25 protein-coding genes are annotated in these 26,872 nt (G+C 55.2%); 11 read left to right on the plus strand and 14 right to left on the minus strand.

Going from position 1 to position 26,872, the window contains the following annotated elements:
- Positions 1–287 precede the first annotated feature (287 nt).
- Both RT613_RS15840 and RT613_RS15845 read left to right on the plus strand, forming a co-directional pair.
- Positions 288–803 carry a TIGR00645 family protein gene (locus tag RT613_RS15840; protein WP_313616834.1) on the plus strand — a complete coding sequence of 172 codons (516 nt, stop codon included), beginning with the start codon at positions 288–290 and terminating at the stop codon, positions 801–803.
- 274 nt (positions 804–1,077) lie between these two features.
- Positions 1,078–1,788 (plus strand): helix-turn-helix transcriptional regulator, encoded by a 711-nt coding sequence (locus tag RT613_RS15845; RefSeq protein ID WP_313616836.1) that lies wholly within the window; start codon positions 1,078–1,080, stop codon positions 1,786–1,788.
- Between the two features lie 153 nt (positions 1,789–1,941).
- On the opposite strand, the gene RT613_RS15850 is transcribed toward RT613_RS15845, so the two are convergent.
- The 7 genes from RT613_RS15850 to RT613_RS15880 all read right to left on the minus strand — a co-directional run bounded on the left by RT613_RS15850 (position 1,942) and on the right by RT613_RS15880 (position 9,801).
- On the minus strand, positions 1,942–3,060 hold the full coding sequence (locus tag RT613_RS15850) for a DUF2333 family protein (protein ID WP_313616838.1): 1,119 nt from the start codon (positions 3,058–3,060) through the stop codon (positions 1,942–1,944).
- Positions 3,053–4,351 carry a DUF6638 family protein gene (locus RT613_RS15855; RefSeq protein ID WP_313616840.1) on the minus strand — a complete coding sequence of 433 codons (1,299 nt, stop codon included), beginning with the start codon at positions 4,349–4,351 and terminating at the stop codon, positions 3,053–3,055. The genes RT613_RS15850 and RT613_RS15855 overlap by 8 nt, the downstream gene beginning before the upstream one ends.
- Positions 4,348–6,270, minus strand: a complete 1,923-nt coding sequence (locus RT613_RS15860; protein WP_313616842.1) for an AAA family ATPase — start codon at positions 6,268–6,270, stop codon at positions 4,348–4,350. The genes RT613_RS15855 and RT613_RS15860 overlap by 4 nt, the downstream gene beginning before the upstream one ends.
- Positions 6,271–6,274: 4 nt before the next feature.
- A complete protein-coding gene (locus RT613_RS15865) occupies positions 6,275–7,378 on the minus strand; it encodes a hypothetical protein (RefSeq protein ID WP_313616881.1) in 1,104 nt (367 codons plus the stop codon).
- Between the two features lie 69 nt (positions 7,379–7,447).
- Positions 7,448–8,536, minus strand: a complete 1,089-nt coding sequence (locus tag RT613_RS15870) for a hypothetical protein (protein ID WP_313616844.1) — start codon at positions 8,534–8,536, stop codon at positions 7,448–7,450.
- Positions 8,537–8,657: 121 nt separating this feature from the next.
- Positions 8,658–9,110 (minus strand): pseudoazurin, encoded by a 453-nt coding sequence (locus RT613_RS15875; protein ID WP_313616846.1) that lies wholly within the window; start codon positions 9,108–9,110, stop codon positions 8,658–8,660.
- 109 nt (positions 9,111–9,219) lie between these two features.
- Entirely contained in the window at positions 9,220–9,801 is a 582-nt protein-coding gene (locus RT613_RS15880; RefSeq protein ID WP_313616848.1) for a thymidine kinase, read from the minus strand.
- Positions 9,802–10,057: 256 nt separating this feature from the next.
- Between RT613_RS15880 and RT613_RS15885 the strand changes: the two genes are divergently transcribed.
- From RT613_RS15885 to RT613_RS15900, 4 genes are all read left to right on the plus strand, one after another.
- A complete protein-coding gene (locus RT613_RS15885; RefSeq protein WP_313616850.1) occupies positions 10,058–11,014 on the plus strand; it encodes a choline ABC transporter substrate-binding protein in 957 nt (318 codons plus the stop codon).
- Positions 11,015–11,062: 48 nt separating this feature from the next.
- The gene (gene choW / locus RT613_RS15890) at positions 11,063–11,962 is read left to right on the plus strand and encodes a choline ABC transporter permease subunit (protein ID WP_409558836.1); all 900 of its coding nucleotides are present in this window, start codon (positions 11,063–11,065) and stop codon (positions 11,960–11,962) included.
- The gene (gene choV / locus RT613_RS15895; RefSeq protein WP_313616854.1) at positions 11,959–13,005 is read left to right on the plus strand and encodes a choline ABC transporter ATP-binding protein; all 1,047 of its coding nucleotides are present in this window, start codon (positions 11,959–11,961) and stop codon (positions 13,003–13,005) included. The genes choW and choV overlap by 4 nt, the downstream gene beginning before the upstream one ends.
- A 417-nt stretch (positions 13,006–13,422) precedes the next feature.
- A complete protein-coding gene (locus RT613_RS15900) occupies positions 13,423–13,740 on the plus strand; it encodes a metalloregulator ArsR/SmtB family transcription factor (RefSeq protein ID WP_313616856.1) in 318 nt (105 codons plus the stop codon).
- A gap of 226 nt (positions 13,741–13,966) precedes the next feature.
- Here the strand turns inward: RT613_RS15900 and RT613_RS15905 are convergent, their stop codons facing one another.
- On the minus strand, positions 13,967–15,127 hold the full coding sequence (locus tag RT613_RS15905) for a DUF3095 domain-containing protein (protein WP_313616858.1): 1,161 nt from the start codon (positions 15,125–15,127) through the stop codon (positions 13,967–13,969).
- A gap of 263 nt (positions 15,128–15,390) precedes the next feature.
- Between RT613_RS15905 and RT613_RS15910 the strand changes: the two genes are divergently transcribed.
- Positions 15,391–16,497 carry a branched-chain amino acid ABC transporter substrate-binding protein gene (locus tag RT613_RS15910; RefSeq protein ID WP_313616860.1) on the plus strand — a complete coding sequence of 369 codons (1,107 nt, stop codon included), beginning with the start codon at positions 15,391–15,393 and terminating at the stop codon, positions 16,495–16,497.
- Positions 16,498–16,650: 153 nt separating this feature from the next.
- Positions 16,651–18,345: an adenine deaminase gene (gene ade, locus RT613_RS15915; RefSeq protein ID WP_313616861.1), complete on the plus strand. Its 1,695-nt coding sequence runs from the start codon at positions 16,651–16,653 to the stop codon at positions 18,343–18,345.
- Between the two features lie 33 nt (positions 18,346–18,378).
- On the opposite strand, the gene RT613_RS15920 is transcribed toward ade, so the two are convergent.
- The gene (locus RT613_RS15920) at positions 18,379–20,043 is read right to left on the minus strand and encodes an alpha-glucosidase family protein (protein ID WP_313616862.1); all 1,665 of its coding nucleotides are present in this window, start codon (positions 20,041–20,043) and stop codon (positions 18,379–18,381) included.
- Between the two features lie 202 nt (positions 20,044–20,245).
- On the opposite strand from RT613_RS15920, the gene RT613_RS15925 reads away from it, so the two are divergent.
- Both RT613_RS15925 and RT613_RS15930 read left to right on the plus strand, forming a co-directional pair.
- On the plus strand, positions 20,246–21,166 hold the full coding sequence (locus RT613_RS15925) for a sugar kinase (RefSeq protein WP_313616864.1): 921 nt from the start codon (positions 20,246–20,248) through the stop codon (positions 21,164–21,166).
- 108 nt (positions 21,167–21,274) lie between these two features.
- Entirely contained in the window at positions 21,275–22,324 is a 1,050-nt protein-coding gene (locus RT613_RS15930; RefSeq protein WP_313616866.1) for a bifunctional monoglucosyl/glucuronosyl diacylglycerol synthase, read from the plus strand.
- 155 nt (positions 22,325–22,479) lie between these two features.
- Here the strand turns inward: RT613_RS15930 and RT613_RS15935 are convergent, their stop codons facing one another.
- The gene (locus RT613_RS15935; RefSeq protein WP_313616868.1) at positions 22,480–22,749 is read right to left on the minus strand and encodes a hypothetical protein; all 270 of its coding nucleotides are present in this window, start codon (positions 22,747–22,749) and stop codon (positions 22,480–22,482) included.
- A gap of 10 nt (positions 22,750–22,759) precedes the next feature.
- Here RT613_RS15935 and RT613_RS15940 point away from each other — a divergent pair, with 10 nt between their 5' ends.
- Positions 22,760–23,131: a hypothetical protein gene (locus tag RT613_RS15940; protein WP_313616870.1), complete on the plus strand. Its 372-nt coding sequence runs from the start codon at positions 22,760–22,762 to the stop codon at positions 23,129–23,131.
- Between the two features lie 55 nt (positions 23,132–23,186).
- Here RT613_RS15940 and RT613_RS15945 read toward each other — a convergent pair whose 3' ends face one another.
- The 4 genes from RT613_RS15945 to RT613_RS15960 form a co-directional block, all read right to left on the minus strand.
- Positions 23,187–23,795 carry a DUF2026 family protein gene (locus RT613_RS15945; RefSeq protein ID WP_313616883.1) on the minus strand — a complete coding sequence of 203 codons (609 nt, stop codon included), beginning with the start codon at positions 23,793–23,795 and terminating at the stop codon, positions 23,187–23,189.
- A 168-nt stretch (positions 23,796–23,963) separates the two neighbouring features.
- Entirely contained in the window at positions 23,964–25,397 is a 1,434-nt protein-coding gene (der, locus tag RT613_RS15950; RefSeq protein WP_313616872.1) for a ribosome biogenesis GTPase Der, read from the minus strand.
- A 29-nt stretch (positions 25,398–25,426) separates the two neighbouring features.
- The gene (locus RT613_RS15955; RefSeq protein ID WP_313616874.1) at positions 25,427–26,098 is read right to left on the minus strand and encodes a tetratricopeptide repeat protein; all 672 of its coding nucleotides are present in this window, start codon (positions 26,096–26,098) and stop codon (positions 25,427–25,429) included.
- Between the two features lie 191 nt (positions 26,099–26,289).
- A complete protein-coding gene (locus tag RT613_RS15960; protein ID WP_313616884.1) occupies positions 26,290–26,868 on the minus strand; it encodes an NnrU family protein in 579 nt (192 codons plus the stop codon).
- Positions 26,869–26,872 lie beyond the last annotated feature (4 nt).

The raw sequence follows: 26,872 nt of genomic DNA on the forward strand, positions 1-26,872 counted from the left end.
ATATATGTTGCCAAAACACAACAGATCAATGAAAGACATTTTTCATATTAGCAATACATCAAAAATCCACTTCAGGTGCATTTACTCACGCAACACAACCAAGAGACAAGATAAACACCAAATAGTTTATTTAAGACATCTAAAAAACACGGACAGATCAACAATGCCCATGCTGCTTATCAATTTTTTGACCGCAATACTTGCGCCCTCACCACACCAACCTTAAATGCCCGCACAATATTGAAAGACAACATACTTCAGCACCAAACAATCAGCGGAAACCCTGCATGAAATCGCTCGAACTGATCGTAGAACGCATCATCCTCTCCAGCCGTTGGTTGCTGGTGGTCTTTTATCTCGGGCTTGTTGCTGCCTTGGGCGTCTACGCGTTTTCTTTCGTGTTGAAGTTTCTGAAAGTTGCCAAGAACGTCTTTATCTATGACGAAGCGGACATGATCCTTGCGATGCTTGGCCTGATCGATGCGGCTCTGGTGGCAAGCCTCATCGTCATGGTGATGATTTCCGGCTATGAAAACTTCGTCAGTCGTTTTGATGAAGCCGATGCGGAAGTATCCTTCCTCGGCAAGCTGGATTCCGGCAGCCTGAAGATCAAGGTTGCATCCTCCATCGTGGCAATCTCCTCCATCCACCTGCTGCAGATTTTCCTGAATGCCAACCAGTACAGCGACAGCAAACTGATGTGGTTCACCATCATTCATCTGGCCTTTGTGGTGTCAGCTCTCATGCTTGGTTTCCTTGAGAAGATCATGGCCAAACCGAAAAGCGACACGCCGAAACCTTAAGGGAATGAGATTTCGTTCAGCGGCACATTCATGGAATGATTCCTCATTTTTGCGCTGCTGGGCGCCGGCATTGGGCCAGAGATTTCAAAACCGGCAACAGTGGAAAATCTGTCAGACCAATTGACGTCTGATAACGCTCTGATATACCACAACAAATAAATTCCATTTAAAACTGTGATTAGACCATCAAATTTATTAGTAGCGTTTCGGTGCATTTCATATATTTGTTACCGTTAACATATCAGGCAATTGGCCCACCAAAGAAACCTTTTTAATGGTACTCATCGAACGGCAATCGCTATTGAGCGAAGAAATATCAGCAGCCGACAGTCGTCCGGCTTGGCTGCTTGCCGTTCATAAAGTCGCCAAACAATTCGGTTTTGCCCACGTGTCTTTGATCCGTTCACCGGCGATCAATGATCTGTTATTGGCACCACTGGTTGCAGAAAGCACAGTGTCGGCGCGCTTTGTTCGTGAAATCGATGCTAACCAGTTCTTGCCCCTCTGTCCGGTCATCCCGCGCCTCAACAGATCGCTTCTGCCGCAATACTGGGCAATCGACGGTTACGAGCCGCCGTTCCCGACCGAGATGAAGCGGATCATGCGCGACTATGGCGTTGTTGCCGGCGTCATGATCCCGATAAATTGCCCTTCAGGTGAACGTTACATCATGCGTTTTGACGGTGATGCGCAGCGCCCAAGCCAAAGCATGATGAATGAACTGGCAATGATCGGGCTTCACGCCTACGACGTCTATGACACGATGCGGCGCAACGAAATGGCCCCTGTCCGCACATTGACCAAGCGGGAGCTTGAGGTCATCCGCTGGACAGCTCAAGGCAAGACATCGGCCGAAATCGGCCAGATACTCTCGCTGTCCGACCACACAGTGAATGCCTATATGAACAATGCCATCAAGAAACTGGATTGCGTCAACCGCACGCAACTGGTGGCCAAGGCTATTCGCTCCAAGCTCATTAGCTGAAACGCCCTTTTAATCCCGGCAAGCCCCCTTCGTCCGACAAGCCGATGTGTGTGGCTGCAAGACTGTGCCTGCTAGCACTGGTCGCGGCAGGATTTTGTGGCTTCCGAAACCGTTCTTGCGATCTCGGAAACCAGCTTGTTCAAAAGACCAGTCTCAACGATCCAGTACGGAGCGCAGCTCAACAAGGTTCGAACGTACGCGCAACACGTAAAAGCCCATCGTTGCGAGATGCGATGGCATGAGCCAGCCGCTTTCCTCGCCATTGGAAATGATAGCAGGCTGAATGCGCAGAGCTGCGCGGGTCTGAGACAGCGTATCATTCCACAGGTTCGTCAGGTTGCGCTCGCGGATCACCTGCGAGAAGTCGGCACCGGCAGCAGACAGTACGCCGTAATAACCGTAGAGCTGGCCATAGGCGAACCAGAAACGGTCATCGGCGCGGGTGTCAAACCAGCCGCCATTGTAGTTTTCGGAACGCTCTCTCAGGATCGCCGAGGTCGAACCGATGTCGCCGGCAATACGATCGATAAACTGGATCAGGTTGTCGGCGCGGCCGTCAAATACCGCATTACACGCCACCAGCTCTGCATTGAATACCTGGAAGCTACGCATCGCGGAGCGATAATAACTTGGTGTCGGGCTTTTCGGACCAAACGGATCAAGGCCAAAATACCAGGAATATTCGCTGAACTGCATGTTGCCGCGCGCTTCCTGGAGATTGCTGTTGATGCCGGATGTACCACGCACGCGACCCAGCGTATCGACAAGCTCGACGGACGTACGACGGACCGCCTGGTTGATACCACGCTGGAACGAGGCCTTGTTGTCGAGGAACGGCGTATTGTCCCAATCAAGTCCAAACAGGCCCATACGGTAGAGCAGCATGGAGGAAATCCACGCATTCTGGTTGACGTTGAAATCCGTCAGGTCGGAGGCAACATCGACAATTGCCGAACGCTGGCAGGTTTTGGCCGCACCGTCGGTCGCAGGCAACTCCTGTCCGGCCGGAACAGTTCTCTCGGCGAACTTGTAGGCCGCGATGTAGTCCGGATCAAAATTGGTCCAGCGCTGGGTCTGAATGATAAAATAACCGTAGGACACCACCAGTACCGCCAGAACGGCAAGCACCACGCCTTTGACGGTCCAGGTGCGTTGATTGTACCAGCCATGCGCAGCCATGAATGGCCACAGCAACCATGCAACAGCAATACCGACCCCCCGACCTATGGCGCTGAAAAGCCGCTGGAAGAACGTGATGATCGGATCAAGCATGGTCATCTTCTCCTATGCCATAAAGTCTGTGGCGGAACTCTTTTTTGTCTTTCAGATATGTGCCGGTCAACGTCGATACAACATACTCACGAAACTTTTCCGAATATCGCTCGTAAGAGGCGTAGAAACCCTGCTTGTCGAAGATGAAGCGAGACACGAAGTCGGCAGGCACCATCTGCGAGATCAACCGGTTGACCAGCCACTGGTCCGCATGATCGGTCCGTGCTCGCACCAGCATGAACCGCCATTCCGGTTTGACGTCCTCCATGCGGATGCTGCCGGTTGCGGCAATCCTGCGCATGGTGTCCTGTAAAAATGGATAGGCCCCGTCACGGGTGATACGCGCACTGTTCATGTGCAGCCATGTCTGCATCCAGATCGGATCGGCCATCAGCGTTCCGGCATCAGGGGCCGCATCATTGACCAGCTGTTTCAGGATCATCTCGCTGCGATGCCGGAACAGGCCCGACGCCTCCACCCAGCTGGCGCGTGGCAGCTCGATGCGACCACTCTGCGCCAGAAAATCATAGACCCGCTGGTGATCATTGATCGAGATGTAGCTGACCTGCCATGGCCGTGAACGCCGGAACCCCGGTGCATTGGCATCACAAATCACCGTTGTGTTGCGCCCGTCGAGGAAGATGAACACCCCGCCAAAATGATTGGCCCAGAAGGCATCATGGCGAAACACCAGCTGATCCGGCACCAGCGTGTTCTGGCGAATATCGCCGGTCAGTTTGGCAAGCTCGACCATCCGGTTCAGCATGGCATCATCACGCCAGGCGTTTTCATCGGTTTGCAGGCGGTCAACGAGCTGGCGTAGTTCTGCCGCGCGATCAAGCACATTTTCAGCCGAAAACACGCGAAACCGAACTTCATTGATCGACAGAAGGTCTTCCAGGCTTTCAACCGTCGCAACACTGTCTTCAATCTCGCCAAACAGTGCATCCTTGATGGTGATGGCATTGATGGCGCGGGCATTGGCCGCGAAAAATTCATGCATCAAACCAGCCGTGTTGGAAAAACTGGTATGCACCACCGGCAGATTTTCCTGCTCTGGCGTCATGATGATGAAACGGCGGTTGACCCGGTCGGGATCAAGATAATCCTTGTCTCCCAGCTCGTAGGCGATTTGCGGCGAAAAACCCGTCATGTCGATTTCGAAACTGGACAGCTTGGTTTTGCGCAAACCAAACCCTTCAAGCGCCTTGTTGTAGCGGTCGATGAGATGAGGCTCGCGGATTTCCAGCAACCGGCCGTAAATCAGTTCCGTTTCCAGCAGGCGGTTCATTGCTCCCACCGTCCGTCGCGTTTCATCGCCTCGATTTCGCCAACCGCCTTCTCACGCTGCCGTTCGCGGCGAATGATGTCGGATACGGCCGCATCATCTGACTTGTCGGTGTAGCGGAATTCGCTGTCGGCGTAGCGGTTGATCTCCTGCAGGATCATCTCCATGGTCACCGGACCACGCAGCTCGGCAATCATCGCTTTTTTATCGTCATAGGATTTGTGCATGAAGGCCTCAGGCGTCTCAAACCACGCATCCGGCAGTTCCACATCCATTGCCCGCATCTTGATGGCATCGGTAATGTTCTTGATGGCACGGCCGGTAAAGCGCGGCTCCGCCTCCTTGATCATGTGCAGATAGGCACCAATATCCGCCAGCGTTTCAATGCGGCCATGGCGACCTTCGTAGCGCTCCCACACGGCGATCAGACCGTCTTCCTGCGGTCGGCTGTGTTTTTCATAGGAACCGGACACCGCCTTCTTGATTTCCTGATCGGCAAACAGCGCGTGGTCGCCAAGCGGAATGGAGTGGTTTTTGCCCACCAGCAACGAGAAGATGTCGATATAGTCGTGCTCGGTCTGTGGTCCGTCCACCAGCCAGCGCGCCCCTGCCCGCTGACGAAGCGCATCATCGACATTTTCCGGATAGTTGGAGAACATGCCGAAAGAACAATTGCCGCGAACCACAGTCGAGGCACCGGCAAAACTTTCCATCAACACCGCCGTCACTTCATGCTGACCGGCAGAAGCACGATCATCCGAACGCTTGGCCGCTACCTGATCGACATCATCAATGGTGCCAAAACCAATCGCCCGAGGGTTCATGACGTTATTGATAAAGGCCTTGGCATTCTGCCCTGATTTGCCCTGGTAGGACGAAATCTGGTCGACGCCGAAATTCTCATAGTGGAAGGCATAACCGGCCACCTGGCAATAATCATTCAGCATGCCGGCCAGCATCTGGATCAGGATGGTCTTGCCCGTTCCCGGCATGCCGTCACCAATGAAGGTGAACAGGAAACCGCCCAGTTCCACAAACGGGTTCATCTGTCGGTCAAAGTCATAGGCCATCATCATCTTGGCCAACTTCAAGGCCTGATATTTGGCGATGTGGTTGCCGATGATCTCTTCCGGTTTCTTGAAGCTCATCGAAAGCGGCTTGCGCTTTTCACCCGGCGCAACATCAAAGCCGTCCAGCGTGAAATCATCCTGATCCACGCGAATATGGCTGTTCTCAAACACCGAAAGTGCCGTAAAGCGCGCTTTGCGGGTCAAAAGACCCTGGATCGCATCACGGGCAAAAGCGCGCGCACGCGCCACAAGCGTCACATCATCAGCAGCACCCGCCAAGCCGGCATCAAGACCCGCCAGCATGCTTTTCATCGCATCTTGTGGCGTATCGAACAGGAAGTCCGGTTCCTTGCTGTCATCAACCGGCTCGCCATCGCCGGAAAGCGTTGAGACGAGATAAGCACCCAGCGTGAATGCCGAGATATAGGCACTGGCAGAAAGAAGCGCCTTGAACTGATCTGCCTCCGCCGCCGCAAGCGGAGCGGTGCGGTTGCGGGCCTGCAATTGCTCAAGTGCCGTCTGGCGCGCAAACACATCAGCCACCGCCAAGGCGATCTGCACACCGCGTCGCGCACGGTAAAGAACCGTGTGCTGCGTGGGGGAAAGCATCGGGTCAGATGGCCGCACAGCCTGTATGGTTCGCACCAGCTCCACTTCGCGGGTGCTGCGCACCGATCCGGTGGACACCGTCGACACGAACCGCCGACCGGTCCCAGCCAATGCTGCACCGCTGCCCTGCCCGTTGCCACTGTCGAGCACGATGAATTTCGTCACCAGACTTTGGGCAACCGACAGGTGGCTGGCAATTTCGTCTTCATGAATGGTCGTCAATCCGGCATTCAAACTGTTCATCGCATCAAACCTCGCTGACCACCTGGCGGCCGGAAATCACATGTACCTTGTAATTGCCGAAGATCGCCGTTGCCTCACCCGCGGCATAAAGCGCCTGATAGGCCTCGTGCGGCACCAGTGCATGTTTCTCATAGGCACTCACGCCCATGCGTGCGGCCTCAAGATCATTGGTTTCGATATGGAATTCCTGCATGGCCGGGGTCGATGAGAAAAAGCCTTTCGTCGCCGGCCGCTCTTTTTTCGAGAAGACTTCCTGCATCGTCCAGCTCATCAGCCAGGCATTTTCGTCCTTGCGAACCTTGGACAGGATGTCATTGACCCGCGCATTGTTCTCCGTGATGCCCGAGGAATAAAATGGCCCCAGCACGATCCGCCGCAACATCTTGGGATGCAGCGTCTCGAAATCCTTGTCGAGATTGGCGGCAATGGTGGCAGGCGTCAGCCCATAAGCACCATTCCTGACGATAAAATCGTCAAAGCGCACGGCCAGTTCAGGGTTCAACAACCCACCGACGGGAAGTGGAATGTCCACATCATCCCGCAGGTTGCCGGCCGGCCCCACCAGCAGACGGCTGACATTTTCGGACGAATCCTCAATGGTTGCCACATAGATCATCGGCAGTGTCTGCGGCCCATCAAACACCCCCCAGGTCACCACATAGACCGGTCGGGAATTCTGCGGATTGACGGAAACATGAATGGTTTCCGGCAACACGAAGGGGGAAAAGATTGCCCCGCGGCGAATTTGCTGCAGGTAAAGCCGCTCAGCCATCTGCGTTTGCAGGGCCGATGGAAACTCTCGGTGGCGCAAAATGAAATCGGCCATCTCGGAGCGTAGAACACTGGCTTCGGGAAGCGAGGCCAGACGTTTTTCCGCGCCGTTACGGTCATTTTCCAATTCCAGAACACTCTGGAAAACAGGAAAACCACTTTCGGCCCGCGAAATACGAAACTGTTCCATAAAACCGATGCGGTTTTGCCAACAGCTAAACGAGTTTCGCAACCGCTCCATGTAGGGAAGCAGCAGCCGTCCCGCCAAACCGCTGCCGGGCAACATCAGGTTCGGTTGCGAGAAATAGATATCCATGCCAGCCAAAGCCGCTGACATGGTGTTGAAATATTGCGTCACTGCGGCATTGTCGGCGGTCGGTGTCAACGGAGAACTCCGGTCGTTGTCTTACTGCTTCACGTAGTTCGCCGCATTGTGCTTGTCGAGAACCGTCTGGAAACGACGTGAAAACGCCTCGTCGGCCAGCTTCTTGCGACGCTGAATGTCCTGCGTCGACAACATATTCTTTTCGTGCAGTTCCAGCAGGTCGCCGATATGGCGCTGTGCGGCAGAACCGATGCCCGCCATCGTCTCTTCTGCGGCAGTGTCCACCTGGGAGCCAAGTGTGTTGATCTTGTGTGCCACATCCTGCTGGGCGGCCGTTTTCAAGCTGTCTTCCAGCGCCTTGTAGAGCACGATGCGCTGTTCGGTATCGATGGTCAGCTTGTTGATCAGGGTGTTTTGCGCCGCGATCTGGTTGTTGAGCGAATCCACGAATGTCTGGAACATCGAGGTATAACGCTCCAGCGTCTGGCTTTCGGCCAGAAGTTCCTGTTCCTTTGCCTGTGCCAGATTATATTCGGTGGCAAGTTTGGAGCGCTGGCCTTCCAGCTCGGTGCGCTGCGACTGGTCAGTCGAGGCTGCGATCTTGTTTTCAAGATCCAGCAGCGCCGGGTTCAGCTGTTCGATCTGCTTCTGGGTCGCTTCCAAAAGGGCAGTTGTGCTCTTGCGTCGTTCAATCACCTTCACAAGGCTGGTTTCGGACGAGGAATAGCGCTGGTCGAGAACACCCTTCTGTTCTTTCAGAATGCCGACAATGCTGTCGGACTTCGACAGAAGTTCCTGAAGATTGCCAGCCAGCGACATGTTGCGAACACGCTCCGTGCGCATGCGCTGTGCCTTCTGCTTGGAGAAGATACCGACGAATTTTTCATACCCTGTGTAGTTCTTCATGCTTTCGAATTCGGTGCCGAAAACATTGGTGGCATCTTCGAGGCCGATGATGAGGTCAGCAATATTGGCCTCCATCACCTTCTGCTGGTTCAAAACGTCCTGAATGCGGGCATTTTCAATATCGAAATTGACGTCACCAAGCTTGGTGTCTGCCTTGGAGAACTGATCCAGCACCGTGCTCGACTGCTCCAGTTTCGTGGGCATTTCATTGACTGCCACTTTTGTCTTCTCGATTTCGGTATCGAAGGATTGCAACGTAGCCATATGAGTTTCTCTCCCCAAACAATGAACAGCAAAAAGGCCGCCTTTCAGAATGAAGGCGACCTTATAGAAAATATCAGTTTTGGAAACCGCAAATTCAAGAGATTGCAGTTAAATCACAAACTTAGAGGCCCAGATTTGCTATTTCGGCATCCAGACGTTCGCGGGCCTTCTTTGGCAGCTTGCCCGTCTTGATTGCATCGAGATTGACAGGTGCACCCTCACCGGCCACAACCAGCGCGATCATGCCCATACCAAGATGTGGAGTGCATTTGACGACGAATGCACCTTCCTTGTCGATGGTCACTTTCAGCGTCTGGTTCATCTTGCCCTTGAATTCGTCAGACCCTTCCGGGATCATGCCCTTCACGGCAGCCGCATCATGGCCCTTGTCAACCGGCACGAACACAATGACATCGCCGACATTGGCCTTCACGGCGGCAGGTTCAAACACCATGGCGTCACCGTTGGCGCCCTTGTTCAGCATCTTCACCTCGATTTCAGCAGCCAAGGCCGGAAATGCGAACAAGCCGGCAACAGCAACGGCGCTGGCAAGACGAAGGAATTTGTTTGGCATCTTTTGCACTCCTGAGCGAAGCCGCACCCTGCGGCGTTGAGTGGGTGATACCGCGAAGATGAACTGCACTCTTTGACCAAAATCAAACACGGAAAACTATCCGCTGCACTCAGCTTTCCTTGACGGTTTCAACCCAGTGCCGGCGGCAGAACGAGACGTATTTCTCATTGCCACCGACGTCGATCTGCGCACCTTCCTTGATGACATTGCCGTCGGCATCATAACGGGCAACCATCGTTGCCTTGCGGCCGCAATGGCAGATGGTGCGGATTTCACGCAGCTCATCGGCAATCGCCAGCAATTCTTTAGATGCCGGAAACAGCTTGCCCTGAAAATCGGTGCGCAAGCCGTAGGCCATCACAGGAATGTTCAGCTTGTCGGCAATGTCGGCCAGTTGCCACACATGATGTTCGGAGAGAAAATTGGCTTCATCAACGAAAACACATGCCACCGCATCGTCCGCATGCAGCCGTTTCACCTCATCGAAAATATTGGTTTCCGGGTAAAACAGCAGCGCATCTGACGACAGGCCGATTCGCGACGCAACGCGCCCGACACCCGCCCGGTCGTCAAATGAGGCGGTAAAAATCAGCGTGCGCATGCCGCGCTCGTGATAGTTATAGGAGGCCTGCAGCAACATCGTCGATTTGCCAGCATTCATCGCGGCATAATTGAAATAGAGCTTGGCCATGTCGCCTCCGGCTTAACTGTAAGAAGGCGCGCCCACGCCAGATATTCGTATGCGTAAGGCTTGTGGCGCCCCTCAACCGCAATGGGAAGCATAAAGCAGCACAAACCACAGGATTTATCGGCCGGATTTGTGAGCAAGGCGTGATGCGCGGCAAATCATGTCGCAAATGAAGTGAGCCCGCACGCAAATGCACATGAGTTGATTGTGTCGGGCATATATTGATAATGACACGGGAACAAAAAACAGGGAGTACACAATGCTTGTCAACAAAAGGCGCTGTCTTGCCCTCGCGGCAGCGGTTTCAATCACGGCCTTTGGTCTCTCGGGTGCCCATGCGGCAGAGCCGGAAAGTTGCGCAACGGTTCGTTTCTCCGATGTAGGCTGGACCGATATCACCGCAACGACAGCCACGGCGTCCGTCATCCTCAAAAGCCTCGGCTACCAGACCGATGTTAAGATTCTCTCCGTGCCGGTGACCTATACTTCCTTGAAAAACAAGGACATCGACGTATTTCTCGGCAATTGGATGCCGACCATGGAGGCCGATATCGCGCCTTTCCGTGAAGACAAATCAGTAGAAACTGTTCGTGAAAACCTGGCTGGCGCAAAATATACCCTTGCCACCAATGCCAAGGGCGCTGAGCTCGGCATCAAGGATTTCAAGGACATCGTGACCCACAAGGACGCACTGGAAGGCAAGATTTACGGCATTGAACCCGGCAATGACGGCAACCGCCTGATCCTCGACATGGTCGAAAAGGACACGTTCGGGCTCAAAAGCTTTGAGGTCGTGGAATCCTCCGAACAGGGCATGCTGTCTCAGGTCGCTCGTGCCGACAAAGCAGGTGAACCGATCGTGTTTTTGGGCTGGGAACCGCACCCCATGAACGCCAATTTCAAGTTGACCTATCTCTCGGGCGGCGATGATGTGTTCGGTCCCGATTTTGGTGGCGCAACCGTACATACCAACGTGCGGGCCGGCTACACGACAGAATGCGCCAATGTCGGTACTTTGCTGAAAAACCTGCAATTCTCCTTGCCAATGGAAAACGAAATCATGGGCAAGATCTTGAATGACGGCACGGAGCCGGAAGCAGCAGCAACCGCATGGATGAAAGCCAATCCGGCAGCAATCGAGCCTTGGCTGGCAGGCGTCAAAACCTTCAAGGGTGAAGACGGACTACCTGCAGTAAAAACGAGCCTCGGCCTCTAAAAGACGCTGGTTACAAATCCTGTCGAACCTATAACCGGCCATCGCGGCATGGCCGGGTTTTTATCAGATATTTTATCACGAAAAGGCTGTCTTTCTGTGGAATGGATCAGTGCACCTGAAAATCGTCTTCCGGTCGGACGCTATGCAAAAGACGCGATTGACTGGCTGACGACCAATCTGGCTTTCTTTTTCGACTGGTTGTCTTTCATTTTAAAGACAGTTGTCGATGCTCTGCTTTATGTTCTGCAAACACCGCATCCTCTGCTGGTCATCGCCATCATTACCGGCCTTTCCCTGTGGCTGCGCCGCGCGATTGGCGTGCCACTGTTCACCGCGCTCGGCTTGCTGCTCATCGTCAACCTCGGTTACTGGAAAGCCACGACCGAAACGCTGGCACTTGTTTTGGCTGCAAGTTTTGTCTGCATGAGCATCGGTGTGCCGCTCGGGATTCTGGCCGCTCGCCGCAAATGGTTTTATGTCTTTATGCGCCCAGCACTGGACCTGATGCAGACCATACCGACCTTTGTTTATCTCATCCCAGCCCTGATCCTGTTTGGGCTTGGCATGGTGCCTGGTTTGATCGCCACGGTTATTTTCTCCATTCCAGCGCCCATCCGCCTCACCCGTCTTGGCATTATCTCAACCCCACCGGCTCTGACTGAAGCCGCTATTGCTTTTGGCGCGACACCGGCGCAGGTCCTTCGCAAGGTGGAGCTGCCCTTCGCCATGCCTCAGATCATGGCGGGCCTGACGCAAACCATCATGCTGTCGCTCTCCATGGTCGTGATCTCAGCACTCGTCGGCGCCAATGGCTTGGGTGTTCCGGTTGTCCGCGCGCTTAACACCGTCAATATCGCCATGGGTTTTGAGGCAGGCCTTTGTATCGTTATCCTTGCCATCATTCTGGATCGAATGTTTCGCATTCCCGGCTCGGAGGATGAGGCATGAGTGACGCAATCATCTTCGGTAACGTTGATATCGTCTTCGGCAACAAGCCCGAAAAGGCTCTACCGCTGATCGATCGAGGCAAGAGCCGTGACCAGATCAACCGCGAAACCGGCCTTGTACTTGGCGTTGCCAATGCCTCACTGACGGTGCGCGAAGGCGAAATCCTGGTACTGATGGGACTGTCGGGCTCTGGAAAATCAACACTGCTGCGTGCCGTCAACGGTCTGGCGCCCGTTGTGCGCGGCAATGTTGGGGTCCGCACATCAGGCGGTTTCGTCGATCCTTACAAGGCATCATCGCGTGCTCTACGCGCCTTGCGCACCGACACGGTCTCCATGGTATTCCAGCAGTTCAGCCTGCTGCCATGGCGTAACGTTGCCGACAATGTGGGTTTTGGTCTGGAGTTGGCCAATGTGCCGGAGGCAGAACGCAAGCAGCGCGTCGCCGAGCAGCTTGAACTCGTCAATCTGTCCCAATGGGCAAACCGGAAAGTTAGCGAATTGTCCGGCGGCATGCAGCAGCGCGTCGGCCTTGCCCGCGCCTTTGCCACCGGCGCACCGATCCTGTTGATGGATGAGCCGTTTTCGGCACTCGATCCGCTGATCCGTAGTCGCCTGCAGGATGAGCTACTCGAATTCCAGAGCCGCCTGAAAAAGACCATCCTGTTTGTCAGCCACGATCTCGACGAAGCATTCCGCATCGGCAACCGCATTGCCATGATGGAAGGTGGTCGCATCATCCAGTGCGGCACCCCACAGGAGATCGTCAAAAACCCGGCCACCTCTTATGTCGCCGACTTCGTGCAGAACATGAACCCGATCTCGATGTTGACCGCAGGCGACATCATGAAGCCTGGCATATCGGAACAGACAGGAAAACGCTCGATCTCCGGCACGGCCCGCGCCTCGGTTCCGCTTATCGATATTCTCGATGCTTTGAGCAAACATCCCGGCATGATTGGCGTGGTCGAAAACGGTGCGATCATCGGCACCATATCCGCCGATGACGTGGTCAGCGGACTGACACGCCACAGAAATCGCTGATTCTGGCATGTCGATTTTGCACGGATTTCGAATCAGGAATTGAAATGAATCTTCTTCCCTCGACATGTCATGTTTATCATTAACAAATGGAATATACGCGAAAATTTGCAGTTGTAACGTTTCAGTAGACAAATGGGACGAGCGACCAAAAATTCGTGAAAGTTGGGTATCACGCTCACCAATTCCACTCGACGCCGCAAAAAACAGCGGATTCAAGCCGAAAACCGACAAAATCAGTACGATTTTTTAATAAAATTTCAGGATAAACTATTTTTACATGATAATATAAAACAACACTAATAAAGTGGCCTTATACCTTAGATTTAGGTATATACAAAATTGTACCCGTGTTGCTAAATTGGACACATCAAACCTAAATTCGCCAACGAGACGACCGTTCGCAGGAGAGCCGAGCATATGAATACCCAATCTCTATCAGAGCAATCCAACGCGGCTGCCGGACTGTTGTCTGCAATGGCCAATCCCAAGAGATTGATGATCCTTTGCAGCCTCGTGGAAGGCGAAGTTCCTGTTGGCGTTCTGGCAACGCAGGTTGGCCTTAGCCAGTCGGCTCTGTCCCAGCATCTGTCCAAACTGCGCGCCCAGAGACTGGTAAAGACCCGTCGTGATGCGCAGACGATCTACTACTCCAGCTCCTCTGAAGCTGTGAAGAAGATCCTCGCTTCCCTCGAAGAGATTTATTGTCAGCCGCAGAGCAACAAGTCTGCCGCCTGAATGATAGCGCGAACATTGCAGGCTTCCCGTGAAAGAAGTCTGCGAAAAAATTGCGCGAAATAAGTGCAATTCTGTCAAAGCGGTCATTTTTAATGGCCGCTTTTGTCATTTATATCCTTTCGCAGAATAAATATTCATTTCAATCGATATAAGTCGTATTTTTTACTTCACGTTGCGTGAAGTGCAGCCCCGTTTTTGACCGGGTACCCACCTATGAAAGCAAGTTTCAAGACATCTGTGCCTTGAGACGGGCGGCGGCAGTTGCGTATCCACCCGAGGCACCATCTACGAAGTGCATGTGATCATGGCTGAGCGCCGTCGGCACGATGCAGGTCATCAGTGCCGCATCCTGTTCATGCAGACCGTAATAACAGACACCATCTGCTGAAGCCTTTTCAAGAGCAGACTTGATGCGCAGCAATCTGGCGGATGACACATCGACAGTCATCTTCAAACCGTCGTCAAATTTCCGGAAATCGGTGTTGCTTGCCACTTCACGTTTGTAAATGGCGGCATTGAAACGCCCCAGCGACATGCCAGCCGCGTAGAGAATGCGTACCAGAAACACTTGTCCGAGGATGGACAGCGAGCGACGCAAGCGCATCAAAAGGTCGCCGTAGCCCGCTTGCGCCTTTGCCTCCATGCCAAGCCCTTCGCGCACAAAGCCCAGTTCAGGCCCATCAACAGGTACCGGGTGTCCTCCCCGGCCATCTTCATTGGCCAGCATCACCACATCGGCTACCAGCTTGCGAAAAGCACGACCATTGCCCGACGGACCTGGAATGGCGATGATCGACACAATCCGCCCATGGTTGGACTGGATCGGGTTCCAGCGACAGGAAAGCCCGGTCAGATCAGGACGTGCCCCGGAGGGCGCCGCCTCCACAGTGTAGACCCCCTGCTTCATACGAGCCTCTGCCCAACTGTTTCCACCACCGGAAAACATGGCATAGGTCGCATTTTCACTCGCCCTGTAGCGGGCAACACGCACATCCAGCCCATTGGCGCGGATTTCCGACACTGGCACCAGTGCGGCACGCAACTGCATATCCATATCGTCCTGCACCCAGCTTTGTGCGCGGGCAAGCGCATCGCGTGCCTGGTCGAGACCGTCAGGTGGAATAGCAACCACCGCACCATCGCCGCCAAATACAAAGGGCAGGTCCGCCTTGCCGAGCACATTGGCGATAGCAGAAATAACCCCGGCACCGGCCATGTTGACGGCCTTGTAACGCCCGCCTTCAATGGCCCCGGTAGAATCGACAATATCGGCCACCGCCAGCGCCCAACCATCTGGCAATGGCAGGTAGAGGGACGGGTCGGCAACATCCTCGAATTCGAGAATGACGGGCAGCTTTTCAAGGAAATCGTCGTCGGCTTGGCTCATGATTAAAATATCTGTTCATTCGTGTTTAAAAACCAGTGGCTGATCGTGAATATTTCCATTGCATGCACCACGAAATATGCTGTCTCGGATCACACAAGCTGAACAATAATTGGCACGAAATACCTTGTGGAATCGTGGCCTAATTTCCTAGAGTGAAATCAGGATGCTGCCGGACGCGACAATGAACGGCGCCGCCGATGTCTGATGGCGTAAAGCCAGCCAGACCACAAACGGGCGAAAAGCCCACCCCAAGGAGACACCACATGAAAACCAAGTTACTGGCAAGTGTTGCACTCGCCGCTTCGTTCGCGTTTGCACCTCTGGCACATGCGGAAATCGTTATCGGCCTCATCGCTCCGCTGACCGGCCCGGTTGCCGCTTACGGCGATCAGGTCAAGAACGGCGCACAGGTCGCTGTTGATGAAATCAACAAGAAGGGCGGCATTCTGGGCGAGCAGGTCGTCCTCAAGCTGGCTGACGATGCCGGCGAACCAAAGCAGGGCGTTTCTGCAGCCAACCAGCTCGTTGCCGAAGGCATTCGTTTCGTTGTTGGCCCGGTAACCTCGGGCGTTGCCATCCCTGCCTCTGACGTCTTTGCTGAAAACGGCATCCTGATGGTGACGCCGACTGCAACGGCACCTGATCTGACCAACCGTGGCCTCACCAATATCTTGCGCACATGCGGTCGTGACGACCAGCAGGCCGAAGTTGCTGCGGCTTACGTCGTCAAGAACCTCAAGGACAAGCGCGTAGCCGTTCTGAACGACAAGGGCGCATACGGCAAGGGCCTGGCAGACTCCTTCAAGAAGACCCTCAACGCCGGTGGCGTGACCGAGGTGTTCGATGACGCCCTGACACCGGGTGAAAAGGATCTGAGCGCGCTGGTTTCACGCCTGAAGTCTGAAAACGTTGATGTCGTTTATTTCGGTGGTTACCACCCGGAAGCCGGCCTGCTCGTTCGTCAGATCAACGACGCTGGCGCCAAGATCACTGTCATCGGTGGTGACGGCCTGTCCAACTCCGAATTCTGGAACATCGGCGCTCAGGCTGCCGCTGGAACAGTCTTCACCAATGCTGCCGATGCACTGAAGAACGCGGACTCCAAGGCTGCGGCTGATGCGCTTGCTGCGGCCAACATCCCGGCTGAAGCCTTCACGCTGAACGCCTATGCCGCTGTTGAAGTTCTTAAAGCCGGCATCGAAAAGGCTGGTAGCGCAGAAGATTCCGAAGCTGTTACCACAGCTCTGAAGTCTGGCGAGCCAATTGCAACGGCTATCGGCTCTGTCACTTACGGCGAAGCCGGTGACCTGACCTCGCAGGCTTTTTCGCTCTACAAGTGGGAAGACGGCAAGATCGTTCCTGCTGAATAAGCAGCGACATCCTGTTGCACGAAACAGACCGAACCGGGTGTTGCAAAACGCCCGGTTTTGTTTTTTGAGTTCGCAAATAATCAGGCTGGACAATTACTTGCCCGGTCTGGCTTAATCCTGACCCAATGCAAATCGAACGAAATGAGGCTTCCCGTGACCGCTACTCTTGAAAACAGAATCGATCAGGGCACAGGCCGCCAGCCGGCAGATATCGTTCTGAAAGGCGGGCGTTTCTTCGATCTGGTCACCGGTGAACTGGTTGCCTCCGACATTGCCATCTGTGGCGATACCATTGTCGGCACCTGCGAAAACTATGTCGGAAAACAGGAAATCGACATTACCGGAAAGATCGTTGTTCCCGGTTTTATCGATACCCATCTGCACATTGAATCATCACTGGTCACACCGCATGAATTCGATCGTTGTGTGCTGCCCTATGGCGTGACAACGGCAATCTGTGATCCGCATGAAATCGCCAATGTGCTGGGCACCGAAGGCATCCAGTTCTTTCTGGATTCCGCGCTGCAGACAATCATGGACATTCGTGTCCAGCTGTCGTCCTGCGTGCCCGCCACCCATCTGGAAACCGCAGGCGCAGATTTGCCGATCGAGCGACTTTTGCCATTCCGCAGCCACCCCAAGGTCATCGGCCTTGCCGAATTCATGAATTTCCCCGGCGTCATTCACAAAGACCCGGTCTGCATGGCCAAACTCGAAGCCTTTCAGGGCCAGCACATTGATGGCCACGCCCCCCTTCTGTCCGGCACGGCCCTTAATGGCTACCTCTCGGCCGGCATTCGCACCGAGCATGAATGCACCAATGCACCCGAGGCTTTGGAAAAGATCCGCAAAGGCATGCATATTCTGGTGCGCGAAGGTTCGGTCTCCAAGGACCTGCACGCGCTGATGCCAATCATTACAGAGCGCCTGTCGCCCTATCTGGCGCTCTGCACGGATGATCGCAACCCGCTTGATATCGCCGAACAGGGTCATCTCGATTACATGATCCGCACAGCCATTACCCATGGCGTGGAACCTCTAGCCATCTACCGCGCCGCCTCCATTTCTGCAGCACGGGCTTTTGGCCTGCGGGATCGTGGCCTTGTTGCGCCGGGCTGGCGCGCCGATCTGGTGGTGCTGGACAGTCTTGAAAGCTGCAAGGCGCAGCTTGTATTTGCCGCAGGCCGCCAGGTCACCGACGCGTTGTTTGGCACCCGTAAATCCGTAGAGCCGGTTGGTCTGGATAGTGTGAAGGCAAGACCAGTTCTCGCCGCGCATTTCGGCGTGCCAGTTAGTGAAGGGGAAACACCTGTCATCGGGGTCATGCCCGGCAAGATCATTACCGAACATCGCCGTTTTCGCCTGCCCTCCTTTGGCAATCAGACGTCCGTTGATCTCAATCAGGATATCATCAAGGTCGCAGTGATCGAGCGTCACGGCAAGAACGGCAACCATGCCAACGGCTTCGTGCAGGGTTTTGGCCTGAAAAAGGGTGCCATAGCCTCCACCGTCGGCCATGACAGCCACAATATCTGCGTGGTTGGTGTCAATGAGGATGACATGGCGCTGGCCGCCAATCGGCTGGGGGAAATCAAGGGCGGTTTTGTTGTGGTCGCGGATGGCAAGGTCACCGGCGAGATTGCCTTGCCCATTGCCGGTCTGATGAGCCTGGAGCCCTATGAAAGCGTGCGCGACACGTTGCACACATTGCGCCAGGCGGCCTATGCGCTCGGCACAACGCTGGAAGAACCCTTCCTGCAGGTGGCGTTCCTACCGCTGCCGGTCATTCCGCATCTGAAAATCTCAGACAAGGGCATGGTCGACGTAGACAAATTTGCGCTGATTTGATGGAGCGAGCGAAAAGGCCTTTCGCTCATCCCTTTATTTCAACACGGCAGCAAAACCGTCCAGAGCGTCCAGCTTGACGATCTGCTGGTGTAGCGGCGCGGCAAATCCGGGCATTGGCAGAACATCCTTTACTGCCAGTCCCTTCGGCAGCAGGTAATCAACCGGCTTGCGGGTCAGGTTGAACACGAAAAGCAGCTTTTCGTCACCCTTGCTGCGGACAAAGGCCAACACATCCTGATTGCTGTCCAGAAATGCCATTTCGCCATCGATCAAGGCGCCATGGCTTTTGCGGAATGCCAGCATGTCCCGATAGTGATGCAGCACCGATGCCGGCTTGCGCTCCTGCCCATCCACTGCCAGCAAACCATGATCATAGGGAACAGGCAGCCACGGCTTGTCCGCACCGGTAAAGCCAGCATTGGCGCTGCCAGTTTCCCACACCATCGGCGTGCGGCATCCGTCACGGCCCTTAAAGGCTGGCCAGAAACGAATGCCATAGGGATCACGCAAGTCCTCAAAGGCAAGCTCGGCCTCTGTCAGGCCCAGTTCCTCACCTTGATAAAGGCAGATCGAACCACGAAGGCTGGCAAGCACGCAAAATGCCAGCTTGGCAATGTGCTCGCGCTCCGCACCATGTTCGGTAAAGCGGCTGACATGCCGAATGACATCATGGTTTGAAAACGCCCAGCACACCCAGCCATCCGTGACAGCCTTCTGAAACCCTTCCACTGAATTGCGGATATGCTGTGCCGTAAAATCCGGCCCCAGCAGGTCAAAGGTATAGCACATGTTCAGCTTGTCATTGCCTGAAGTATAGGCCGCAACGGTTTTCAGCGAACGTGCGCCGTCGCCAACTTCACCCACCGTCATGCGACCATCATAACGGTCCAGCAAGGCGCGAAACCGCTTGAGAAACTCGACGTTCTCACTCTGGGTTTTGTCATAGAGATGGTTCTGCATGCCATAGGGATTGACGTCAGGCGCATCGAGACCAAAGGCACCCTCCTCATCCAGCGGCGGGTTGTTGCGCAGCGCCTTGTCGTGAAAATAATAATTCACGGTGTCCAGACGGAAACCATCGACACCACGCTCCAGCCAGAACCGCACGGTTTCCAACAGCGCGTCCTGAACCTCCTTGTTATGGAAATTGAGGTCAGGCTGCGATGCCAGGAAGTTGTGCATGTAATATTGCTTGCGAACGCCGTCCCATTCCCAGGCCGGGCCACCAAACACTGACAGCCAGTTGTTGGGTGCGGTTCCATCCGGTTTTGGATTGGCCCATACATACCAGTCTGCCTTGGCGTTGGTGCGGCTGGCACGGCTGTCCACAAACCAGGGATGTTGATCTGACGTGTGCGAAATCACCTGATCGATGATGACCTTCAGCCCCAGCCTGTGCGCTTCGGCCACCAGCGCGTCAAAATCATCAAGCGTGCCGAACATCTTATCAACGTTGCAATAGTCGGACACGTCATAACCCATGTCGGCCATGGGCGAGGTAAAGAACGGCGACAACCAGATGCCATCGACGCCAAGGGAGGCAATATAGGGCAACCGTTTGGTTACACCGGGTAAATCGCCATAGCCGTCATTGGTCGTATCCTGAAAAGAGCGCGGATAGACCTGATAGAGAACCGCTCCCCTCCACCAGTCTGCATTGATAACGGGCTTGGTGGTGGCAGCAATCGGTTGCGTCATGAAAAGGCTCCCTGAAACAGTGGAGCAACGATATCGCGGCAGTTTTGATCCGTAAACCACAGATCACGGCCTTGTTTGCCAAGCCGTGGTAACAATGTGCCAAAAGGCCACCAACACCGCACCATCCTGTTATGTTGCCCTTGTCAGGCGCATCAAGGCGTCGTAATGGCCACACGGTCAACAAATGCGGGAGGACATGGATTTGGGCGGACGTTTTCTTTCAATCGGCGAATGCATGGTGGAGCTCTCGCAGGCTGGCAACAATCTGCTGCGCAAGGGATTTGCCGGAGATACGTTCAACACCGCATGGTATGCCCGCGCCTGCCTGTCCAAGGATTGGTCTGTCGATTATTTCACCGCGCTGGGTGATGATCCCTTGTCGGAAGAAATGCTGGCCTTCATCAAGCAGGCCGAAATTGGCACTGACGCGGTAACCCGCATTCCCGGCGGCACGCCAGGCCTTTATCTGATCAATCTCAAGAATGGCGAACGCACCTTCAGCTACTGGCGCGGCATGTCCGCAGCCCGGCAGCTCGCCGCAGATGCAGACCACCTGCGCCGCACCATGGAAGCCGCCGACCTCATCTATTTCTCGGGCATCACGCTCGCCGTCTTGGCAACTCCTGCCCATGTGGACACCTTCCTGGCCGAGTTGCGCCGCGCCCGCGCCGCTGGCAAGATCGTCGCCTTTGACCCCAACATCCGTCCGCGCCTGTGGGCCAACAAGGATGTAATGCTGCAGACAATCACCGATGGTGCACGCGCGGCCTCCATGGTCATGCCAAGCTTTGATGACGAAGCCACCAATTTTGGTGACGCATCGGTGGAAGCAACGATTGAACGCTACCGCGGTCTCGGCGTTGCCAATATCGTCGTCAAGGATGGCGCGGCAGGTGCAACACTGGACTTCGAAGGCGTTCGAACCTTTGCCCCTGCCCATCAGGTCAGCGATGTCGTGGACACGACCAGCGCCGGCGACAGCTTCAACGGCGCCTTCCTTGCACGTTTCCTCGCTGGCAGCACACCGCAGGATGCCGCGACATTTGCCGCCAAGGCCGCAGCCACTGTTATCGGCCATCACGGCGCACTCATCAGCCCTGATCTTCTGCCACTGGTGGGCTAACAAACCTGCCTGCTGCCCTGACATGATCCTGTAACACGCGCACGCCATAGAGGGGTTAAATCCCGCAGGCGGATTCGCAAGCGCGGGTAAAACAGGATCGGCGCAGCAATGACGAGAATTACCATTGTCACGGATGCCTGGCACCCGCAGGTCAACGGTGTGGTCCGCTCGATTGAAAACACCAATGCGGAACTACAGCGCATGGGTATCGAGGTGTGCATGGTCACACCGCAGAGCTTTCACAGCGTGCCCTGCCCGACCTATCCGGAAATTCGCCTGTCCGTGACAAGCTACCGCCACGTCGCGCAGCAAATCGAAAAAAGCCAGCCATCCTATGTGCATATCGCCACTGAAGGTCCGCTGGGTTTTCTGGCGCGCCGCTGGTGCATCAAGAACCACATGCGCTTTTCCACCAGCTACCACACCCGGTTTCCGGAATATGTGGCAGCACGTTTCCCCGTGCCGGAAAGCTGGCTTTATGCCTTCGTGCGCTGGTTCCACAATGGCGGCAATGCCTGCATGGTGGCCACGCAAAGCCTCGAAACCGAACTGGAAGATCGCGGCGTCCGAAATCTCAAGCGCTGGAGCCGTGGCATTGATCTGGCACAATTTCACCCACGTCAGCGCAGCGAAGCCCCGTTTGATCTGCCACGCCCGATCTTCATGACGGTTGGTCGTGTCGCGGTTGAAAAAAACCTGCCGGAGTTTTTGAAACTTGATCTTCCCGGCTCCAAGGTGGTGGTGGGTGATGGCCCTGCCCGCGCTGATCTTCAGGCGCAGTTCCCGGACGTCCATTTTACCGGCACCAAGACAGGTGAAGACCTGGCGGATGCCTACGCGCAGGCTGACGTCTTCGTGTTCCCGTCCATAACCGATACGTTCGGCAACACCATTCTGGAAGCACTGGCCAGCGGCGTCCCGGTCGCCGCCTATCCGGTCACCGGCCCGATCGACATTATCGGTCCCAACTCCAAGGCCGGCGCGTTGAACCGCGATCTGCGACAGGCCTGCCTTGATGCGCTGAACTGCTCGCCAAAAGATGCGATTGCGCTTGCCAGAACCTATTCCTGGGAAAAGGCATCCAAGCAGTTTCTGGACAATGTCACGTCAGCGGCCAACAATTGCCTGCCGGATTTCCGCGCCACACCGGCGCTTTAAAGCCGGACATTAATCCCATTGGCGATATCACCAGGCTTTTCAAAATGAAGTGCTGGACGAAACGCTTGCGGGCTGTCACAAGACGGGCTGGACGCGACTGCCGTTATTGAGAACGGGGTCGGGCTGCTGATTGACGTCAGGCGGCTGCCACGAGATCACGATGGCCGTCCACCTTTATTTCCCTCCCCACCAGCTCCTTCATTGAAAGCCGTGGCAGAGCCCGCCCCATGTTGATGGTGCTGGATCTGGCCAATACTGACAGCGTCAACCGCGCCGTCACGGAGATTTGTGACAACAAAGCCTGCGTGGATATCCTCATCAACAATAGCGCCATGTGGCTGGAACACGTTGACAAACCGCACCCTGCCGATGCCGTGCTGACCACCCACCATCAATGCCGCAGTCACCGGCACGTTCCAACTCATCCAGAGCCTGTTGCCGCGTCTGCAGCTTTCAGACAGGCCAGATGTCGTGACGATCGGTTCAATCAGCGGCCTGCCCAATACCGCCCTGCAAAGCGTGTCCGTGCCATTTTATGCCGCCAAGCGTGGCCAAGCAGCTCTGGCCGATGGTTTCAGACAGAGCTTTGCCGGCACGAAAATTCGCTCGATTGCCGTCCACCCGCCCTATCTCGATGATATCAGCCCTGATCAGGACGATTGGCAGCAGGCAGCCGAGCGCCAGAAGGGCGAACGCGGCACCAACCGTGATGTGGTTGAAGCGGTGCTATTTGCTGTGACAAGACCGCGTCATGTCACGTTGAACATCACCATCGATGCCGATGATGGCGGTCTCTATCCCGCATAATCACGAGATCATAACAGATGCGCGCCGTGTGATTGAAAAAACGGCGTGCTGATGACTACCAGGCGCCGGTCAGCGCATTTCCGGTCAGCGGAATGGTCTGCGTTTCATCCTTGTGATTTCTGGTCGAAATCGAGGTCTGCATCTGCTTAGGCGATTTGCGGAACCAGGTCGCAGCAATGCTGGCCAGATCACCGATCATCGCGTGTTTGTGCCAGTCCGCAAAACGTTTGGCAGTCGCATCCGGCTCCGACTGGTAGAAAAAGTCGCCGGACTGGTTCAGATCGTTGATGGATTGCGCCATAGCCGTTAGCGGTCGCTGAAACATCTTTGGCGGCAGAGCAAGTTCAGGCGCAGCCTGCGGAAAGGCTGGCGCCATGAAATCAATGGCCCAGCCATCTGCCTCCACCCAGCAGTGGAAGTTTTCACCGGCACCGGTCACATAACCATCTTCGCGGTGATCGGCAAACAGCAGCAGCGTGCCACCCAGATTATAGGCGGCAAGACCACCCTTCGGTTTGGCTTTGATCTTGAACTGCTGCTCGAGAATGAAAGCACCAAAGGTGCTAAAATACATCGATGCGGATGCCGGATTGGCATTTTCGTTGATCAGCAGGCTGTTGATGACACGGTAAATCCGGTGATAGTCGCTCTGCTTGATCAGCATTGTCTTGTCTTCCGTTAGAATGGGACGGTCGGTTTGATCGACCATCATCCCCGACCCGTCGCCGGGGTTTTGTCATCGCCATAGAGAAAACCACCACCAATCTGCGGGTCTGAGCCCGCAGATGGCACTGAGTGTCTAGCATGCCTGTCGTTTAAATGAAGCGGCAGATTACCGCTTCTTTTTCGCCTTGTGCTCAAACGGGTTGTCCGAACCCCGGTAATGCACACGGATCGGCACACCAGGCATGTCGAAGTCATTGCGCAGGTTGTTCACCAGATAACGCGTGTAGGATTCCGGGATCGACTCTGGTCGCGTGCAGGAAATCATGAAGGCAGGTGGACGTGCCTTGACCTGCGTCATGTATTTCAGTTTCAGACGACGGCCGGAAACTGCCGGCGGCGGGTGATGCGTTGTCTGCGAATCCAGCCAGCGGTTCAGCTTGGCTGTCGAAATACGGCGGTTCCAGACCTTGTCCGTATCAACGATGTTCTGCATCAGGCGATCAAGTCCGTAACCGGTCTGACCGGAGATCGGCACGGCGCGAATGCCACGCGCCTGCGGCAGCAGCCGTTCAGTTTTTTCACGCAAGTCGGTAAGATAGGCCTGCGGATCTTCAACAAGGTCCCACTTGTTGAATGCCAGCACCGCTGCACGACCTTCGCGGATAACGAGGTCAACAAGCTGCAGGTCCTGTTTTTCAAATGGAATGGTGGAATCGAACACGATCACCACGGTCTCGGCAAAACGGATGGAACGCAGGGAATCGGCAACAGACAGCTTTTCCAGCTTTTCCGTGACCTTTGCTTTGCGGCGCATACCCGCTGTATCGAACATCTTGATCCGACGACCGCGCCAGTCCCATTCAACAGAAATACTGTCGCGGGTGATACCGGCTTCCGGGCCGGTCAGCAGGCGGTCTTCGCCGAGGAAACGGTTGATCAGTGTGGATTTACCGGCATTCGGACGACCGATGATCGCAACACGAAGCGGCTTGGTTTCATCGTAAACCGGCTCTTCTTCATCCTCGTCCTCATCTTCACCGCGCTCAGAACGTGGAATAACGACGTCGGTTTCCGCCTCGTCATCTTCCGGCGGGAATGCCACGTCTTCGCCAAGTGCAGCAACGATTGCATCTCGCAGGTCATGCATGCCCTGCCCATGTTCGGCAGAAATCGGTGTTGGTTCACCAAGGCCGAGTGTGAAGGCGTCATAATAACCGCCATCCGAACCACGGGCTTCCGATTTGTTGGCAACCAGCACCACCGGCTTGCCGCGACGACGCAGCATGGTGGCCAGCGTTTCATCGGCCGGTGTCAAACCGTTCTTGGCATCCACCAGAAACAGCGTGATGTCAGCTTCTTCGATAGCGGCCTCGGTCTGCGCCCACATGCGACCCTGTAGGGTCTCCGGGCCTGATTGCTCGAGACCAGCCGTGTCAATGATCGTGAAGCGCAGATCATCCAGCCGTGCCGCACCGGGCCTGCGATCGCGGGTCACGCCGGGCGTGTCGTCCACGAGCGCCAGCTTCTTGCCAACCAGACGGTTGAAAAGCGTCGACTTTCCGACATTGGGGCGCCCTACGATGGCGACGGTGAAGGTCATGGTGCGTTCTTCCTTGGGGTATATGTCTCTTACGGCGCCTTACCGGACGCAGCAATATTATCGAGCATGATCTGGGCGCGGTTGGCAACATTGCGCGGCGCCTGTGCATCCGTGGTGATCTGCTGGAACCAGTCTCTGGCCTTTGCAAAGTCGCCAGCCTTGTAGGCAGAAAGCCCAAGTGCTTCGCGTGCAGAACTGCGGAATGCCTGGCCTTCAGTGGACAGGACTTCAACCTCTGCCGATACCTGCTCATAGCTACCATTGTCCACCAGCAACCATGCAGCGCGAACCTTGGCGGCATCACGGAAAACCTGCGGGGCTGATGTGTCATTGCCAATCGCCGTGAAGGCAGCAATAGCAGCGGCGGCGTCACCCTTCTGGGCCTGAAGCGTTGCCGAGCGGAACTTGGCAAGAACAGGATAAGAGCCGTGACCGGCAGTTTCGAGTTCATTCAGGGCAGCCAGCGCATCATCAGGCTTGTTTTCAGACGCCAGCTTCATCGCGGCGATAAACTGATCACCGGAATTCGAGGCACGGCTGCTGTTCCAGTATTCGTAAATACCGGCACCGGCAGTCCCCAGCACGATCAGCAACGCGCCGCCAACAACCACGATGCCGTACTTGCTCCAGAAATTCGTCATCTTCTCCGAACGAAGCTGCTCGTTCACTTCGCGGATGAAGGTGTCATTTTCATTTGCCATCGAATTCTCCGTAGCCGCATACCCGCATCGATATCCATCGAGGAGGATAAACGGTTATGACTTCACGCTGAAACTTGCATGCCGGGCACTGAACCGCAGGCATTTGTTCGGCCTTCTAGCGCATTTTGCCTTTTATGTAAGGGGGAAAGCGTCACTTTCCTGTCAGTGACGCCCCAAACAGTACATAGATTTTATAGTGCAAGCGGTTGAACGCCTATCAACCATTCATGCAACTTGAACAGGAACGCTGCCCAAAGGGCAATTCCGCCGACCACGGCAACCACATCATAACGTGCAGAAACGAAGGCTGGACGCAGCAGCAGACCCGCCCGTTCGCGCCGTTTCAGCGCAATGCGCATCACCACACCCCAGGCCAGGAAAGACGCAAACAGGATGACAGACGAGGTCTCGCCATTGGCCAGAAGGTGGGACAGCGCCCAGATTTTGACCGACAACACCAGCGGATGTTTGGTTTTTGTTGCAATGTGCCCCGGCGGTAGAAGGCTTGCCACAAGACAGATCATCGCCACCAGCATCAGCGTCAGGGCAATATGGCTCATCCAAACAGGTGGATAATAAAGCATGCCAGTGACCTGCCGGGCCTGACCAAAGGCATAGACCACCAAGCCAAGTGTGATGATGCTGGCAAGGGAATAAAGCCCCTTCCACGGCCCATCACCCACCCTGGCAATGACGGCTTCGCGAAAACCGGGCGCCACGATGCGCACCAGATGCGTGGCAAAAAACAAGCAAAGACAGAGTACGAGCAGAAAC

The sequence above is a fragment of the Agrobacterium sp. genome (assembly GCF_032092815.1).
Lineage (GTDB): Bacteria > Pseudomonadota > Alphaproteobacteria > Rhizobiales > Rhizobiaceae > Agrobacterium.

Excerpts from the sequence above, each read along its gene's own strand:
- RT613_RS15885 (WP_313616850.1), top strand. The coding sequence starts at position 10,058 with ATGCTTGTCAACAAAAGGCGCTGTCTTGCCCTCGCGGCAGCGGTTTCA.
- RT613_RS15850 (WP_313616838.1), bottom strand. The coding sequence starts at position 3,060 with ATGCTTGATCCGATCATCACGTTCTTCCAGCGGCTTTTCAGCGCCATA.
- RT613_RS15930 (WP_313616866.1), top strand. The coding sequence starts at position 21,275 with ATGACGAGAATTACCATTGTCACGGATGCCTGGCACCCGCAGGTCAAC.
- der (WP_313616872.1), bottom strand. The coding sequence starts at position 25,397 with ATGACCTTCACCGTCGCCATCGTAGGGCGCCCCAATGTCGGAAAGTCG.
- choW (WP_409558836.1), top strand. The coding sequence starts at position 11,063 with ATGGCCGGGTTTTTATCAGATATTTTATCACGAAAAGGCTGTCTTTCT.
- RT613_RS15945 (WP_313616883.1), bottom strand. The coding sequence starts at position 23,795 with ATGCTGATCAAGCAGAGCGACTATCACCGGATTTACCGTGTCATCAAC.
- RT613_RS15840 (WP_313616834.1), top strand. The coding sequence starts at position 288 with ATGAAATCGCTCGAACTGATCGTAGAACGCATCATCCTCTCCAGCCGT.
- RT613_RS15920 (WP_313616862.1), bottom strand. The coding sequence starts at position 20,043 with ATGACGCAACCGATTGCTGCCACCACCAAGCCCGTTATCAATGCAGAC.
- choV (WP_313616854.1), top strand. The coding sequence starts at position 11,959 with ATGAGTGACGCAATCATCTTCGGTAACGTTGATATCGTCTTCGGCAAC.
- RT613_RS15880 (WP_313616848.1), bottom strand. The coding sequence starts at position 9,801 with ATGGCCAAGCTCTATTTCAATTATGCCGCGATGAATGCTGGCAAATCG.
- RT613_RS15900 (WP_313616856.1), top strand. The coding sequence starts at position 13,423 with ATGAATACCCAATCTCTATCAGAGCAATCCAACGCGGCTGCCGGACTG.
- RT613_RS15865 (WP_313616881.1), bottom strand. The coding sequence starts at position 7,378 with ATGTCAGCGGCTTTGGCTGGCATGGATATCTATTTCTCGCAACCGAAC.
- RT613_RS15905 (WP_313616858.1), bottom strand. The coding sequence starts at position 15,127 with ATGAGCCAAGCCGACGACGATTTCCTTGAAAAGCTGCCCGTCATTCTC.
- RT613_RS15910 (WP_313616860.1), top strand. The coding sequence starts at position 15,391 with ATGAAAACCAAGTTACTGGCAAGTGTTGCACTCGCCGCTTCGTTCGCG.
- RT613_RS15860 (WP_313616842.1), bottom strand. The coding sequence starts at position 6,270 with ATGAACAGTTTGAATGCCGGATTGACGACCATTCATGAAGACGAAATT.
- RT613_RS15935 (WP_313616868.1), bottom strand. The coding sequence starts at position 22,749 with ATGAGTTGGAACGTGCCGGTGACTGCGGCATTGATGGTGGGTGGTCAG.
- RT613_RS15870 (WP_313616844.1), bottom strand. The coding sequence starts at position 8,536 with ATGGCTACGTTGCAATCCTTCGATACCGAAATCGAGAAGACAAAAGTG.
- RT613_RS15955 (WP_313616874.1), bottom strand. The coding sequence starts at position 26,098 with ATGGCAAATGAAAATGACACCTTCATCCGCGAAGTGAACGAGCAGCTT.
- RT613_RS15855 (WP_313616840.1), bottom strand. The coding sequence starts at position 4,351 with ATGAACCGCCTGCTGGAAACGGAACTGATTTACGGCCGGTTGCTGGAA.
- RT613_RS15875 (WP_313616846.1), bottom strand. The coding sequence starts at position 9,110 with ATGCCAAACAAATTCCTTCGTCTTGCCAGCGCCGTTGCTGTTGCCGGC.
- RT613_RS15845 (WP_313616836.1), top strand. The coding sequence starts at position 1,078 with ATGGTACTCATCGAACGGCAATCGCTATTGAGCGAAGAAATATCAGCA.